Here is a 15,512-nt window from a genome sequence, read left to right on the forward strand (position 1 = left end):
GCTCGTTAAAAAAGATCTTTTTGCTATGCATATCAACAAAACTATAGTAATAAAAACTGCTACTTTTAAGTAAAGCATAGCATGGCCAATTTTATGTTAAAAGAAAAGAGAAAAGCAAGCCTAGCACATAAGGCCTAAAGCTAGAATCTAGATTCTATAAAAAAGCCTTTAGATACTAGCTTATCATGCTTTTTAAAAAGCACTTATATTTTTAAGCTACTCATGGCATCTTTATGAAACTCTGCTTGTAGGTTGATGGGTGCTTTAAACTCATAATCTAGTAGTTTTATACTAAAAGCGTGAAGCTTTAGCCTATTAGACTTAGTTTTGCCATAGATTATATCCCCAACTATAGGATGTTTGATGGAGGCAAGGTGGACTCTTATCTGGTGAGTTCTGCCTGTTAGGATATCAGCTAGCACTAAGGTCTCAGAATCTAAAAACTGCAAGGGTCTAAATTTTGATATAGCATTTTTATACTCTAGATCTTTTGGGCTCATATGAGACTTTATAAAGCTTTGTGCCTTAAAGCCCTTTTTAGTGCCTATGGGCTTAGTAACTTCTATAGCTTCTTTTAGATTGCCATCAACTAAGGCAAGATAGTTTTTAGTAACTCTTTCTTCTTTAAACTCTTGCTTAGCAAGCTTCATAAAAGCTTCATCATTACTTAAAAGTAAGACACCACTTGTATCCTTATCAAGCCTATGAAGTAGCTTATAGCCTTCAAATCTATCTTGTAAAGAGTAAGATTCTACGCCAACAGGCTTGTTTATGGCTAGGATTTTATCGTCTTTGAAAAGTACTTCTACTTTATCTTCTATGACTTTAAACTCTGTGTTTAGTGGCAAGTCACGTCTTGCGACTTCTAGTCTTTTGCCGCCTACACTTACTAAGCCACTATCTATTAGTTCTTTTGCCTTGTTGTTTGATATGCCTAGCTTTAAAGCCAGGAGCTTGTATGCTTTTTCTATGGTTTTAGCCTCTTTTTAGTAGATTTTTAAGGCTTGAGAGCACATCTCTTCCTTCTAATATATGATTAACCTCTGTTGCTATAGGCACATGTAGCTTATGTTTGGCTGCTATCTCGCATATAGACTTTGTGCTATAAACGCCTTCTGCTACCTCACCTAAGTCTTTAAGGATAGAATCTAGACTTTCTCCTCTTGCTAGTGCTAGGCCAACACGGTAGTTTCTTGATAGAGTAGAACTAGATGTTAGAAATAAGTCTCCACTTCCTGCAAGCCCTAAAAAGGTCTCATTTTTCCCGCCTAAAGCCTTGCCAAAACGTGCCATCTCAACTAGTCCACGTGCTAAAAGGCTAGCTTTTGCGTTGCTTCCTAGCCTTAGACCATCACTTATACCACCGGCTATAGCTATGACATTTTTATAAGCTCCTGCTACTTCTGCTCCTATGATGTCATGTTTTATGTAAGGCTTTATAAAGTCTGGTAGGCATCTAGCATAGCGTTCAGCTAGGGCTTTATTATGAGAGTTTATGGAGACTGCGCAAGGTAAACCTTGTAATACTTCTTTTGCAAAGGTTGGACCAGCTAGAAAACAGAGGTTGTCTTTTTCAAAGTAGCACTCTAAGATATCACTCATTAATGCTCCACTTCCTTGTTCTATCCCCTTACTTACACATAGCACTTTTAAGTCTCTTGGAAACTTTGCTTTTTCAAGGTAGTCTCTCATAAAAGCACTAGCTATGCTTATAACGCATAAAGACTTAGAATCAAGACGCTCCAAAAACTCTTCTTTTGTTATCTGAAAAAGATTCTTGCTAGGTATGGTTTTTGTGCTGATATCTTTGCTTTCAAGGCTGCTAGATACAGTCAGGTTTGTGCTTAAGTCAAGCTTTCGTCTTGAAAGCACATAGACTTCATTTGCGCCATTACTTCCTTTAGCAAAACTGTGAGCTAGTGCTAGTCCCCAAGCTCCCCCACCTAGCATAAAAATCTTTGTCAATATGTCTCTCCTAAAGTTTCATTTAAATGTTTTATTTTTAATTGTTCAAGTTCAAGTTGTAATTTATGTTTTGCTTCAGCTAGTAGTTGTTGTTGTGCTTGCAGTCTTGAGATATCTCTACTTACGTAGTAGATGTTGTTAGCAAGATAGACTTTTGGTGCAAAAAGTATTAGTGTGATTATTAGTATGGCTAGACCGATTATTAACATGTCTTTGCCTAAGCCAAACCTTACAGTCTTTGTCTTTGCTTTGGTTTCAAAGTCTAAAAGTTCTGACTTTTCATTAGTAGTTGTTCTATTTTTATTTGTTTGCATATTGTGATTCCAAGTAAGGCAGTTGTTGCCTTACTTATTATGGAATATTTTAGTTTAAAGCTAGCTTTGTATAAAGCCTATGTTACTTATGGAGCTACTATTCTAGCGTTAAGTTGCCATATAGCTTTGTCAAAATGTGTTATTTTGTCATCGCAGTAGTTTTGAGTGCCTCTGTCATCAGCTTCACCAGCTGTATCAGCAAGTTGTTTTAGTTTTGCTCTGAAGTTTTTGTACTCTTCTAGCATAGCAGTATGTACATCTTTTGATACGAACTTAGTTCTAGTTTCTGTTTTAACTGTTGTGTGTTTAGCTATCTCATCTAGACTTGTTAGAGGAATCTCTCCAAGTTGAACTACTCTTTCTGCTAAGTCATCAAAAATATCAGCAAATAGCTCATACATCGCTTGAGTTTCCATATGAGTTGGAAGGAAGTCGTGACCTTTCACATTCCAGTGAAAGTTGTGGATTTTCATAAATAATGCAAGACAGTCCGCTTGTAAATCTTTTAGTTGTTTAACTATTGGTGTCATCTTGAACTCCTTAAAATTTTAGTATGGGTTATTGTAACTAAGTAGCGTTACATTTTATAAACATTGACATAACTTGTAGCCATGTAAACTTCTTTGCTACAAAGAGTTACTTTATAACATGTTAGGCATCAAAGCTAGCTGCAAGCTTACTTCATCTGTTTCATCACTTCTTAGCCAAAAAACTCCTGCTGTGTGAAAAGAAAAAGCTTGATTTAGAATCTCTTTTTGCCCTAAAAGCTCTAAGGTTACTATCTCGCTTAAAAAAGGCTCATGCCCAACTAAGATTAAAACCTTGCTAGCACCATCTTTCAAAGGCTCTTTCCATCTTATAAACTCTAGTATATCACTAGCTTCACTGCCTACATTTAGCTCTTTGCATGGGGTGTAGTTTTCATCTAGCATGCTTGCAGTTTGCTTAGTTCTAGTAGCTTCACTAGTTAGAATCTTGTAGTTTTTAAATCCTTGCTTTGAAAGATTTTTTTCTAAAAACTCAGCCATCTTTTTGGCTTCTTTTTTACCTTTTGAAGAAAGCTCTCTTTCCATATCGCTTTGTGCTTCATAGCTTGCATTAGCATGTCGCCATAATATTAAGTCTGCCATTTTTATAACCTTATATTTGTTTTTAAAGTTTAGAGGTTTAATTGTGACTTAGCTTGAGATAATCATATACAGGAAGCAAAGCACATCCTGGATGGTGTGTGTCAAATCTACCCAAGTATAGTTCATATCGTTTGCAAGCTACCTTTTTCCCAAAAAGTTGTATGAAGTTTTTTTGTAAGTAGTGTTTAGAATCTGCATTTTTAAAAGTAGTGATATCAACTAACTTAGATTCTAAGTCTTTACGTTTTTTATTAGCTTTATAATTTTTTAGTACTTCTTTTTCAAAGCTAGTTAGTTTAGATCTAGCAAAAAGCCCAAGATAAAAGTCTCTAGCACCTGGACTTTGAAAAAAGTAGCCTTTTTTTATCTTATCAAAGAAAGCTAGGCTTAGTATCTGTGCTAAGTAGCCTCCAAGTGAGTGGCCAAGTACATAAAAGTTTGTTTCATCTAAAACATACTTTTGCTTTAAGTCTTTATAAAACTTAAGCATATTGCTAAACTGCAAGTAAGGTAGACAAAAGCTAAATATGCAAAAGTCAGCATATATATCCCATAAATCTAGCTCTTTGAAAAAAGCATGTTCACACATATCAGTGCCAGCTATAGTTAAAAAGTACTCTTTAGTCTGCTTATCAAAAAAGAGACTTGCCCTAAAACCATAAGTTTTTTTGTGCTCATTTATATGCTCTAAAATCTCATAGCGCTCACAAAAAGATTCTATATGAGGGCTTAAAAGATTTATGGGTTTTAAGTCTTTATCAAGCTTATATTTTCTGCTTTCATCTTTAATCCCTATAAACATTCCACTAACTGGTATCTTAGAATCTAGCTTGCTTAAAGTATCTTTTCTATAATCACGCGCCAAGATTTCTTTTAAATCCATCCTAGCTTTAAAGTCTTTTAGCTTGATATTACCAGCATAAGTTAGTAAAAAGACTTTATAAAGCTCTTCTAACTCAGTCTTTGAAAAAGATTCCATGCTTGTTTATTCATTTCTTAAAACTTCTAGGATGTTGATTTTAGAAGCTTTATAAGCTGGGTATAAAGATGATAAAAAGACTATGATAAAAGCTCCTATAATAGTTGCTAAAAAGTCACTAGTTAGTAAGTTTATAGGAAGAGTGCTTATGCCATAAACATCAGCTGGTATATGTATGATAGGAAAGGTTTTTAAAAGCCAGTTTATAAAAAGCCCTAAGATTGCCCCGCACACTATGCCAGAACAGCCTATAACAAGACCAAGGGACAAAAAGATATTTCTTACTTCTTTTTTGGTTGTGCCTAGGCTTATTAAAAGGGCTATTTCTTTGCGCCTATTCATAACTACCATTAAAAGCGAGCTTATGATATTAAGAGCGGCCATTAGGATGATAAGCATTAAAACTACAAAAAGGGCTTTTTTTTCTAACTCCATGGCTGAGAAAAAGTGGCCATTTTGCTGCCACCAGCCTTCTACAAAAAGGCTAGTGCCATGAGTTAGGTTGTACTCATCAAGCAAGGCTTTTATAGGAGTTATATCATGCATGGCGTTATTAGAGTAGATGTGGATTCCATCATAGACACCTTGTGGATAGTTTTTTAATATCTCTAGGGCTTTTAGACTTGTATAAGAAAAACTATCATCATAGGCCCTTATCCCACTATCAAAAGTGCCAAAAAAGCCAAAGCCTTTTATGCGGGGGATTAAAGCAAGGCCTGTTGGGTTTAAGTCCATAAAGATTAAAGTTAGTCTTTCTCCTTTTTTAAGCAGTAAGTTTTGAGCAAGCGTAGCTCCAGTTATAAGCTCAAAAGGATTATTAAAAGTAGAATCTTTTACGGCTTCTTTTACTACTTCATTAACATGGACTTCTTTTTTTGGATCTATACCATACATAAGCACAGTCTTAACATCCCTGCCTACTTTTATAACAGCTTGAGTTTGGATGTAGGGACTAAAATAAAGGTTAGGAAACTTTTTAGCTAGTTTAGATTCTAAGCTAGCGTTTATATCGCCAGTTTGTGGACTATAGATAGTTAGAGGATAGTTCATGGTGAAGATTTTTTTCTTAAACTCTTCTGACATGCCATTCATTATCCCCATGCTTACAAGTAAGACCATCACTCCTACACATACACCTATGAAGGCAAGTATGCTAGTTATAGATATAAAGGGTTGTGTTTTATCAAAACGTAGATACTTTTTTAGTATGAATAAGGTGAGCTTCATTATTTTTCCTTTTTTAGATTCTAGCTAGAATCAAACTTCTATTACATTTTCTAATTTTTAAGGCGACTAGGTATGAAAGCTAGAACTTCAAGGCTGCAAAAGACATTACAGCAAAACAAGACCCAAAAACAGTCTGAAAGCTTACCAGGACAAAAGCTTAGTGCTTATGCATTTTTACGCATAAAGGCTTTTATCACTGATATGTTTTTGATAGCCATGCCTATATTATATATCGCAACTTATGTGGTTTTAGATGGTAAAGATGCTTTTCAAGCAAGCACACTAGCCCATATCATCTGCACCTTGCTTTTTTTGATTGTAGAAATCATCTTTTTTAGACTTGCTGGACAAACACCAGGCTATAAGTACACAGGTATAAAGTTAGTTCCTTTCAAAGATAGTAAGGATGAGACAGGAAAGTATAAAAAACCAAAGATACTCCAGCTAGTTATCTTTGAAATAGTTTATATGATAGAGATGACTTTAATCTTCCCACTTTTTTACATAAAACTAAGAAAAGACAAAAGATTTCTTAGAGAAGTACTTTCTGGTCTTACAGTAGTTTCAAGTCCTAATCTTTCCCAAAAGCCACAAAAGTAGTTGACAAACTTTACAATTTACTAAATCTTAAATAATTAGTATTTTTTCTTAAGTACAATCTTGGCTTGATACTATCATTTTGAGCTTGTTTTTAAGACAGGATGCTAGATCTTAAAATTATCTAAGGACTATAAACTATGAGGAAAAAGACTTTAATAGGAGTGCTAGGGCTAGTTGTCGCACTTAGCGGTGCAAGTTATGCAAAAAGTGGAGTTTTTGTAAGTGGTAATGTAGGTCTTCCTATAACTGATCCTACCTATAGCACAGATGTACAAGCAGCCTTAGCGCCAAGCACTGGTGTAGGTTATATGCTAGGAGCTGATGTTGGATATCAACAACAAATAAATGATAAAGTAGGCTTTAGATACTACCTAAGCTATAACTTCTCTCAAAGCTTTGCTAGTAAGAATCTAAGTGCAGCACAAGTAGGTATGTTAGCCCAGGCTAATGGTGGCATGGCTAATGGCACTGCTTCAGCAGGAACTAATGGCGGTGCAAGTGGCAAGATAAGCGCTGTTAATTTTAACCACCTAGTAGCATTAAACGTAGACTACTTTATAAACTTTACTAAGATGTTTAGTGGATATGTAGGAGCAGGACTTGGTTACACAGCCTATAGCATTAATAACACTACTAACTTAACAGTAGGTGGGCACGCAGCACCAGCAGATATAAGAAATATAAGTGGTGATGGCTTTGCAGTACCTATAAACCTAGGAGTAAGTCTTGATCTAGGAGATAGCCAAAGGATAAACCTAGGCACTAAGATACCAATAGTTGCAACAGATGTCAAAGGTGGACCAAACAACATCCAACGCGCGTCTTTAAGAAACTATATAGTACAACTTGGCTATAGCTATACTTTCTAGTTAGACCTTAAAAACCTTCATCCTTTTTAATAAAACCTAACTGCTAGTTTGTAACTAAAGCTAGCAGAGTTTTTTACTCTTTTTTTAATCTTTAATCTTTAAATTACATGTGGGCTTTATGGTTATGCAGACTATTTACTTAGTATTTCCAGCCTTTGGACTAGGACTAAGCATAGAATCTATATCTTTATCGCTAACTTTTAGACCATAAAACTTTTCAAAGTGCTCTTTTATCTTTGCGTTTAAATCTACATCTTTAAACACTTCAGGGTGCAAAGTCTTAGCTAAAAAGTAAAGCGTTAAGGAGTAATCAGCACTAGTAGCAAAGCTTCTATAAGTAAAAAGTGGGAACTTATAAACTTGCTTAGTTTTTATGGCTTTTATAAAGGCAAAGTCTTTATTAGCCATTAGCTCTTTTGGTGTTAGGGTGTTAAAGTTAGTGATAAATATCACATCTATATTTTTAGAGTATAAGTCTTCAAGATTTATGTTTTTTATGCCTTTTAGATTCTGATAAACATTTATGCCGCTAGCTTTTTCCATCCAGTGATTAGCAAAAAGGCCTCCTACGGCTAGTTCATTTTTACTAAATCTATGTATTATAAGTACTCTTTTAGGATTGGTATTTATAAGTCTTTCTTTTACAAATTTTTGAGTTTGTTTTGCATCTTGTAAAAGTTGCTCACTTAGGTCTTTTTTATCTAAAACTGGACCTAGTATATTTAACCAACTTGTTAGCGAGTTAAGTGGGTCATATTTACCTGGCGGTGGATTTGTAGTTAACATTATGGTTGGAATCTTAGAGGCTTTCATAAGCATGCATAGTTTATCATTTGCAGTGTGGCAGATAAATAAATCAGGTTTATAACTTAATAGTAATTCTATGTTTTCACTATTAGTATGTTTTATGTTTTTTATGCCCGGATAAAATTTTTCAAGGATGGAATCTTGCAAGGCGTTATAACTAGCTGTAGGTATAAAAAGTAGATCTTTATAGTTTTTAGTTAGTGCTATAAGCATGGCAGGCAGGGGCCACATGTTTCCGGCTATAACTATCTTTTCTGGTCTTTTATCTAAAGTAACTTTATAGCCTTTGATATCTGTTATGGTGACTGGATAGCTAGAAGAACTAGCAAAGATAAAGCCTAGTAAGCTAGCTAATAAAAAGATAATTTTCATAATAAAACTCTTTGATATGGTTTTTTACATAAACGTATGTGCTCTTAAATATCTTAAAAGATAGTCTTTGTTTTAAATAGAAACTAAGATTTATTCATATTCACTACAAATTGTTAACTTTATTTCACTTTTTTGTATCTTATATTACAATAATTATTATTATAGTTCTTTTTCTAAGAATAAGGAGGATTAGGGAAGTAATTATTTTATGTAAATTAAAAACATAGGAGAGATAGGTGAAAGTAAAAAATATATTTTTAATATGCCTAGGTTTTGTGAATATACCGCTTCTTGCTAGTGACCTAAAAGACACAAAAGAAGAGCATAAGCCAGTTGCCACTAGACTAGATGCACTAAATGTGCAAGCTAATATGTCTCCATTAGATATAGAAAAACAAAGCAAATCTATAAGTGTTATAAATAAGGAATCTATCTTAGAAGATAGCGGCACTGGCGGGGTGCAGAATATGTTAGGGCGAAAATTTATAGGCATAGAAAAAGATGCTAGTTTTATAGATATATTAATCAAACGCAAGTTAGAGCTAGATGCCAATAAAGCAAAGATAGAATCTAAGATAAAAGATCTAGTTTTATTAAAAACTATTTAGTCTTTTAGATTCTCAATCTTTCTAGTTTTTACTTAGTGATTCCAGCCTTTGGGCTAGGACTAAGCATAGAATCTATATCTTTATCACTAGCTTTTAGACCATAAAACTTTTCAAAGTGTTCTTTTATCTTTGCGTTTAAATCTATATCTTTAAACACTTCAGGATGCAAAGTTTTAGCTAAGAAATAAAGTAAAAGTGAGTAATCAAGACTTGGCGCAAAAGTTCTATAAGTAAAAAGAGGGAACTTATAAACTTGCTTAGTTTTTATGGCTTTTATAAAGGCAAAGTCTTTATTAGCCATTAGCTCTTTTGGTGTTAGGGTGTTAAAGTTAGTGATAAATATCACATCTATATTTTTAGAGTATAAGCCTTCAAGATTTATGTTTTTGGCTCCTTTTATATTTTTGTATACATTTATAGCACCACTTTTTTCTAACCAGTAATTAGCAAAAAGACCTCCAACCACCACGCTTTTTTTGCTAAATCTATGTATTATTAAAGCCTTCTTAGGCTTTATACCAACTAATCTTTTGGCTATAAAATCTCTAGTTTGCATAGCATCTTTTAATATCTTGCTTGCTAAGGCTTGCTTATCTAAGATCTTGCCTGCTATGTCTAGCCATTGCGAGAGAGAATTTAAAGAATCATAATTGTGCGGGTAAGGATTAGAATCTAGCATAATAGTTGGTATAGAAGTTTGTTTCATAAGAGTGCATAGTTTATCATTTGCACTATGACAGATAAAAAGATCTGGGTTAAAGTTGAGCAGCGTTTCTATATTATCACTGTCTGAACTTTTTATATTTTTTAAGTTTGGATAAAACTTTTCTAATATTGAATTTTTAAGCGCGCTAATGCTAGCCTTTGGCACATAAACTAAATTATTAGTATCTTTTCCTAAGGCTATAAGCAAGGCAGGGAAAGGCCACATACCACCGGCTACAACTATCCTTTCAGGTTTTTTAATTAGCGTGATTTTGTAGCCTTTAGAATCTGTTATCGTAACTGGAAAAGCATATATAAAACTAAAGAGGCTTAGTAGCAATAAAAGGGCTTTCATAGAGTTTCTTTTAAAGACTTCTCATTTTTAGCTAGAGATTTTTTAGTGATATCAGATTCCACCCACGCCATAAACTTGTCAAAAAAAGGTACAGTCTTTGGCATAAAGCCTTGCCCTATGTGATAGTCTGGATCTAGGCTTGTTACATAAAGACTACCTTTATAACTAATCGTATCTTTATATATTATACTTTCTCCTATCTCATTTACTAGTATCTCTTCACTTCCTGTAGGCGGATAAAAGGCTCCATGATAGTGCCACTTACACTCATCCACATCTAAAAATTTAAAAAGTTGATGTTTCATGTCTTTGGCGTATAGTGGTAAGTCACTTCCTTCTAATACCCACCACCAAAAGTTAGTCGGATAGTCTTGCCAGTGGATATTGCGAAATAGAGGCTTTTTTATCTCTCCAAAACTCACTATATTCCCACCATTATCAAGATAGGATTCTAATTTATGCTTATTTTTAAAAAGGTAGCTTAGGTTTAATCTACTACTTAGCACCAAGTAGTCAAAGTCTTTTAACTCCACATCTTCTAAGTCTAGGATATAGATTCTTTTATTAAAAAAGTTTTTATATTTGCCATTTTGGTTTGTAAAAAAGTTTTGATGATAACTTTGTCCACCTGTGATTATTGCATTTTTCATAGCTGTATATCCTTAACTAGAAAGTTAGAGATATAGCTTAGGAGATTTAGTCCTAGTCTTCTTGCCGTGTTGTTATCAAAGATTCCATAGCCTAGTAAGTCAGCACCTGCTGTGCAAAGTATGGTGCCATTAGTGGTTTTAGAATCTATATATGCTACGCATTTATTTTCATTATCTTTTAATATCACTTCTGCATCAAGTGGCGGCTCAAAAAAGCCTCTATTAAAAAAGCCTTTAACTCCACGCCTATAGTTTAGGTCATACTCCCTAATCCCTTCAAAGATTCTATGTTTGCTTTGTTTTATGCTTCTATCCTTTATGGCTTGTTTGCTTTGGGTATAAAGGCTATTTCCTGGAAGCCAAGGCAAGAAGTTAGAAGCAAAGCTAATAAAAAGCCTTTTATTATTGGTGTCTTGCAAAAAGTCTTGCACATATGTTTTGTTTCTATCTAAAAATACTTCATCTACTGAGTTTGGCACAAGCACTACTTTAAAGTCCCTTATATGTTTCAAGTCTTCATATAGGCTTAATCGCTTAAAGCCATGTTTGTATAAGAAGTGATTATAAAGTCCGCTAGCATCAAAATCAAAAGAGTCTAGATAAGCTATATATCCTTGTGATTGGATAGTTGCCCATTTAAATTTTTCATCTATGGGGTAGTAACTCATATTTTTCCTTAAGTTTTATATAAAAATGATAATAATTATTATAATATTTTATTTTATAAATAGCACTGGCTTTTTGTTTTCTGCTAGCTTTTAAATTAATTCTCAAGGTTGACTATGAAATTCAAAAAACACTCCCTGCCTTATCTTGGTTTGGTGAGTCCACTTTTACTAAGCTTTGTATTGGCAAATGAAGTCAAGCACTCAAGCAACCCAAAAACAACAGTTCTAGACGCGCTAAATGTGCAAGCTAGTAGTACCCCTTTAATCATAGAGAATCAAAGCAAGTCTATAAGCCTTATAGACAAAGAGGATACGCTATCTTTTAGTGGATCAGGTGGTGTGCAGGGCCTTTTAGAAAGCGTGCCAGGCGTAGTTTACTCAAGAAGTGGTGGTATAAATGGGCAAATAAGCATAAGAGGTATGAACTCCAATCTTTCAAGATCTATAGTTTTGATAGATGGTGTTAGACTAAGTGGGCGTAATACTTTAGAGCTTAATATGCTAGATCCTAACTCTATAGATTCTATAGAAGTTTTAAGAGGACCAGCATCATCTATCTGGGGAAGTGACGCTATGAATGGCGTTATAAATATAAAAACTAGACGCTTTAAGGGGGATATCTCAAAGCCCTTTAGTATGCAAGTAAGGCTTAGAGCTCTAGAGTACACTAGTGTTAATAACGGTGTAGCAGGAAGGATAGAAGCCCTTGGTGGAGGCAATGGCTTTGATGTATTAATAGGGGCTAGTGCTAGGAGGGGAAGTGACTATCAAAGCCCACTAGGCAAGGTTTTAAACTCAGGCTTTAACTCATATGGATTTGATTTAAACGCAGGTTATACAAATAGCACTGACACAAGATTTTATGTGCAAGCTAGATATCAGCATGTGGAATCTAAACGTGCAGGTGGTCTTGGAGCAAGTCCAGGTTCAAGTTATGGACTGCTTCAGTATGAAGACCCTATAATAGAAAAGTATCTAAGGATAGGCTTTACTAAGTACAATTTAAGCTTTGCAAAAAGTATGGATGCTTATCTTTATGTTAGAAAGTATGATACAGATATTTATGTAGATAGGAGAAATGCTACTACTAATCCAAAAACTTTAGTGCATCAAAGGGTATATGATAGCTACATAGTAGGAGGTAGGCTAAGTTTTGAAACTAATCTTAAAGCCCACGATCTTATTTATGGTCTAGATTTTTACTCCAGTATTTCACCAACTAGAGTTTTAAGAACTATCACTATGAGTGATGGAACTTCAAGTAATGCTTTTACTAACAGACCTAGTAGTCAAACTGACTTTGGGGCTTTTATCAAAGATGACTGGAAGATTGGAGAAGGAAGGTTTATCTTGCAGCCTTCTTTAAGGGGAGACTACATCCTTACAACTATAGGTAAAAAAAGGTATGCAGCAGAAAGTGCGCAAGACTCCAAATTGCTAGATGAAAATGGTGTACTAAATAATGGTGCTATAACTGGCGCCTTAGGAGGAGTAACTTTTATAACTAATAATATAAGCCACTTTTTTAATATCTCTCATAACTTTAGGGTTAGTGGACCAGGAACCAGGATGCAAACTACACCTGCGGGCAATGCCTCTTTAGCAACTATAGCTAATCCAAACTTAAAGCCCGAGTACTCTCAAACTTTAGAATCTGGTTTTAGATTTAACACAGATTGGGCATTTTTAAATATCGCTGGTTATGGTACCTTGTATGAAGATATGATAGCTTTAAAGACTTTTCAACCAAACAATGGCACACCTAATAATCAGTATACGAACATAGGCAAAGCCTTTATAGCCGGCGCAGAACTAGAAGGTGGCTTCTTTTTCTTTGATGATAGATTTACTATTAACTACAATCTAACCTATACCTATGGGCAAGATTTAACTAACAAAAGGCCTTTAAGCTACATAGCGCCACTTTTTGGTCGAGTAGAGCTAGGCTATAAAGATAAGTTTGGCTTTATAAAGCTAGTTGAAAGGGCATTTTTAGGTAAGACTAGGATAGATATAACTCAAGAAAGGCCTACTAAGTCTTATGCGATGAGTGATATTTATATAGGGATAAATCTTCCTTTTATAGATAAAGATTCCATGCTTATCTTTGGTGTAGAAAATATCTTTAATGCAGTTGGTAGAAACCCAGTTACAGTAGAGGCTATAGCCTTTAATGAAAGCTTAACTAACCCTCTAGTTGAGCCTGGACGCAGCTTTAGTGTTAAGTTTGCAAGTAAGTATTAAAAGCAAGTTATGAAGTACGTTTTATTACTCATGCTTTTAGTTGTAGTTGCTATCTTTAGCCTGCATCTAGGGCGTTATTATATTAGTGTAGATGAGATGATGGCTCTAATCTTTACTCATAGTGATAATGAGATAGCTAAAAAAGTGCTATTTGAAGTAAGACTTCCTAGGATCTTACTTGCCATTTTTGTAGGTGCTTCTTTAAGCGTAGCAGGGGCTAGCTTTCAAACTATCTTTAAAAACGCTCTTGCAAGTCCAGACATTTTAGGTGTTACTAGTGGGGCCGCATTTGGTGGTGTGCTAGGACTACTTTTTGGTCTAAGCTTTGTTTATGTTGGACTTTTAGGGTTTATCTTAGGCTTTGCTACTTTGCTTTTAACTTTATTTGTAGCAAGAGGTAGCAATCTTTATGGAACTATAATGATAGTTTTAAGCGGTATAGTCATAGGGGCTTTAATGCAAAGCTTTATATCCTTAATCAAATACGTAGCAGACCCACAAGACATACTCCCAAGCATCACTTTTTATCTTTTAGGCTCACTTAATACTAACTTTAACCCTCTAAGTATCACAGGCATGATAGTTATGTTTGTAGGATCAAGCATCATCTTGCTGTTAAGCTATAAACTAAACGCCTTAAGTCTAGAAGATGATGAAGCTAAAAGCTTAGGGGTTAATGTAAGGTTTTATAGAGTGATATTTATAGTAGCTAGTACATTAATAAGTGCTGCAGTTGTTTCAGTTTGCGGGATAGTAGGCTGGGTTGGCCTCTTAGTGCCACATATATCTAGACTACTTTTTGGAAGTGATAACTCAAAAGTAGTGCCTATAAGTTTGATAATAGGAGCGATATTTATGCTTTTAGTTGATGATATATCAAGGAGTCTCATAGAAGAAGAGATTCCAATCTCTATAGTAACTAGCGTAGTTGGCGCGCCATTTTTTATCTACATACTTTATAAACTAAAAGGAGCTAGGCTTTGAAGGTGCTAGAAGTTAGTGACTTAAGTTTTAAAAGGGATAAAAGAGAGCTTTTTAAAAGTCTTAATTTTACTTTAGAAAAAGGAGAAATCTTAAGTGTGCTAGGGCAAAATGGAGTTGGAAAAACTACGCTTTTAAGATGTTTGATGGGCTTTTTAAAAGCTAAAGGAAGCATTACTTATATGGGCAAAGATTTAAAACACTACTCACAAAAAGAGCTTTTTAAACTTATCTCTTATGTCCCTCAGTCTAAAAATAGCGCCATAGGCTTAAGTGTCTTAGATATGGTTTTGTTAGGATTAAACACTACTTTTTCTCCAAGTAATGCCCATAAGACCCTAGCTTTAGAAACGCTAGAAAGCCTAGAGATAGCAAACTTAAAAGATAAAAAGTGTAATGCCTTAAGTGGTGGAGAACTTCAGATGGTTTTACTAGCAAGGGCTATTATCTGTAAGCCTCAAATAATAATACTTGATGAGCCAGAATCTAATCTTGACTTTAAAAATATCTCCATCATCTTGCATCTACTAAAACGTTTGCAAGATAGTGGCGTAAGTATTATCTTAAATACCCACTTTCCAATGCACGCTTTAATCTTAAAAGGAAAGACATTAATGCTAAAAAAAGATACTAGCTATATTTATGGTCTTAGTGATGAGGTCTTAAATGAAAGTAATCTTAGTTTTATTTATGAAGTTAGCTTGAAGCGTTGCAAAGTTTTGGACTTAGACTATATAGGGTTTTAAGAGTAGGGCTAGTAGCTTTAGGGTTAGTAAGTTAGATTCCATAGATTTTACGTCTAGATTGCAAAATCTATTTTGCTTGCTTAAAACTCCTAAAATAGAGCCAAATATTAAGCGCTTTTTACTTTTTTATAAAGTTTTATGTGAAAAAATATCTAAGTATTAAATTTCCCCCCTTCCTCTAAGCTAACCTTAAGCTTCACTTCACTATAGTTTCATTTCTCAAGCGATTAAGGCTTACTTTTCTTGTTTTGATTAGTTTAATTTTTTAAGTTTTTTAAAGTTTTTTTAATAA

General features: G+C 34.4%; 16 protein-coding genes and 1 pseudogene. 6 read left to right on the forward strand and 11 right to left on the reverse strand.

What is annotated here, in order from left to right; translation table 11 throughout:
• Nucleotides 1-203 precede the first annotated feature (203 nt).
• The 7 genes from BKH43_RS01265 to BKH43_RS01295 form a co-directional block, all read right to left on the reverse strand.
• Entirely contained in the window at nt 204-971 is a 768-nt protein-coding gene (locus BKH43_RS01265) for an RluA family pseudouridine synthase (RefSeq protein ID WP_095227690.1), read from the reverse strand.
• A gap of 4 nt (nt 972-975) precedes the next feature.
• A complete protein-coding gene (locus tag BKH43_RS01270) occupies nt 976-1,950 on the reverse strand; it encodes an NAD(P)H-dependent glycerol-3-phosphate dehydrogenase (protein WP_095227745.1) in 975 nt (324 codons plus the stop codon).
• 11 nt (nt 1,951-1,961) lie between these two features.
• Entirely contained in the window at nt 1,962-2,279 is a 318-nt protein-coding gene (locus BKH43_RS01275; RefSeq protein WP_095227692.1) for a hypothetical protein, read from the reverse strand.
• Between the two features lie 86 nt (nt 2,280-2,365).
• Nucleotides 2,366-2,809 carry a DNA starvation/stationary phase protection protein gene (locus BKH43_RS01280; protein WP_095227694.1) on the reverse strand — a complete coding sequence of 148 codons (444 nt, stop codon included), beginning with the start codon at nt 2,807-2,809 and terminating at the stop codon, nt 2,366-2,368.
• Nucleotides 2,810-2,920: 111 nt separating this feature from the next.
• Nucleotides 2,921-3,409, reverse strand: a complete 489-nt coding sequence (locus BKH43_RS01285) for a histidine phosphatase family protein (RefSeq protein ID WP_095227696.1) — start codon at nt 3,407-3,409, stop codon at nt 2,921-2,923.
• Nucleotides 3,410-3,446: 37 nt separating this feature from the next.
• Nucleotides 3,447-4,388, reverse strand: a complete 942-nt coding sequence (locus BKH43_RS01290) for a hypothetical protein (RefSeq protein WP_095227698.1) — start codon at nt 4,386-4,388, stop codon at nt 3,447-3,449.
• A gap of 6 nt (nt 4,389-4,394) precedes the next feature.
• A complete protein-coding gene (locus tag BKH43_RS01295) occupies nt 4,395-5,615 on the reverse strand; it encodes an ABC transporter permease (protein WP_095227700.1) in 1,221 nt (406 codons plus the stop codon).
• Between the two features lie 72 nt (nt 5,616-5,687).
• On the opposite strand from BKH43_RS01295, the gene BKH43_RS01300 reads away from it, so the two are divergent.
• Both BKH43_RS01300 and BKH43_RS01305 read left to right on the forward strand, forming a co-directional pair.
• The gene (locus BKH43_RS01300; protein ID WP_095227702.1) at nt 5,688-6,215 is read left to right on the forward strand and encodes an RDD family protein; all 528 of its coding nucleotides are present in this window, start codon (nt 5,688-5,690) and stop codon (nt 6,213-6,215) included.
• 137 nt (nt 6,216-6,352) lie between these two features.
• Nucleotides 6,353-7,084 (forward strand): outer membrane beta-barrel protein, encoded by a 732-nt coding sequence (locus BKH43_RS01305; protein ID WP_095227704.1) that lies wholly within the window; start codon nt 6,353-6,355, stop codon nt 7,082-7,084.
• Nucleotides 7,085-7,219: 135 nt separating this feature from the next.
• On the opposite strand, the gene BKH43_RS01310 is transcribed toward BKH43_RS01305, so the two are convergent.
• A complete protein-coding gene (locus BKH43_RS01310; protein ID WP_095227706.1) occupies nt 7,220-8,263 on the reverse strand; it encodes an ABC transporter substrate-binding protein in 1,044 nt (347 codons plus the stop codon).
• A gap of 464 nt (nt 8,264-8,727) precedes the next feature.
• On the opposite strand from BKH43_RS01310, the pseudogene BKH43_RS08625 reads away from it, so the two are divergent.
• Nucleotides 8,728-8,871 (forward strand): annotated as a pseudogene (locus BKH43_RS08625) (site-specific DNA-methyltransferase); the annotation flags it as partial.
• A gap of 28 nt (nt 8,872-8,899) precedes the next feature.
• Here BKH43_RS08625 and BKH43_RS01320 read toward each other — a convergent pair.
• The 3 genes from BKH43_RS01320 to BKH43_RS01330 are packed head-to-tail and all read right to left on the reverse strand — an operon-like array spanning nt 8,900 to nt 11,249.
• Entirely contained in the window at nt 8,900-9,931 is a 1,032-nt protein-coding gene (locus BKH43_RS01320; protein ID WP_095227710.1) for an ABC transporter substrate-binding protein, read from the reverse strand.
• On the reverse strand, nt 9,928-10,581 hold the full coding sequence (locus BKH43_RS01325; RefSeq protein WP_095227712.1) for a hypothetical protein: 654 nt from the start codon (nt 10,579-10,581) through the stop codon (nt 9,928-9,930). The genes BKH43_RS01320 and BKH43_RS01325 overlap by 4 nt, the downstream gene beginning before the upstream one ends.
• Nucleotides 10,578-11,249 carry an aspartate/tyrosine/aromatic aminotransferase gene (locus BKH43_RS01330; protein ID WP_095227714.1) on the reverse strand — a complete coding sequence of 224 codons (672 nt, stop codon included), beginning with the start codon at nt 11,247-11,249 and terminating at the stop codon, nt 10,578-10,580. Before BKH43_RS01330 ends, BKH43_RS01325 begins: the two co-directional genes overlap by 4 nt.
• Nucleotides 11,250-11,363: 114 nt before the next feature.
• On the opposite strand from BKH43_RS01330, the gene BKH43_RS01335 reads away from it, so the two are divergent.
• The 3 genes from BKH43_RS01335 to BKH43_RS01345 are packed head-to-tail and all read left to right on the forward strand — an operon-like array spanning nt 11,364 to nt 15,220.
• Nucleotides 11,364-13,493 (forward strand): TonB-dependent receptor, encoded by a 2,130-nt coding sequence (locus BKH43_RS01335; protein WP_095227716.1) that lies wholly within the window; start codon nt 11,364-11,366, stop codon nt 13,491-13,493.
• A gap of 9 nt (nt 13,494-13,502) precedes the next feature.
• Nucleotides 13,503-14,477: an iron ABC transporter permease gene (locus tag BKH43_RS01340; protein WP_095227718.1), complete on the forward strand. Its 975-nt coding sequence runs from the start codon at nt 13,503-13,505 to the stop codon at nt 14,475-14,477.
• Between the two features lie 2 nt (nt 14,478-14,479).
• Nucleotides 14,480-15,220, forward strand: coding sequence for an ABC transporter ATP-binding protein (locus BKH43_RS01345; protein ID WP_253248016.1), 741 nt, complete (start codon nt 14,480-14,482; stop codon nt 15,218-15,220).
• The last annotated feature ends 292 nt before the right edge of the window (nt 15,221-15,512 follow it).

The organism is Helicobacter sp. 13S00401-1, assembly GCF_002272925.1.
GTDB lineage: Bacteria > Campylobacterota > Campylobacteria > Campylobacterales > Helicobacteraceae > Helicobacter_I.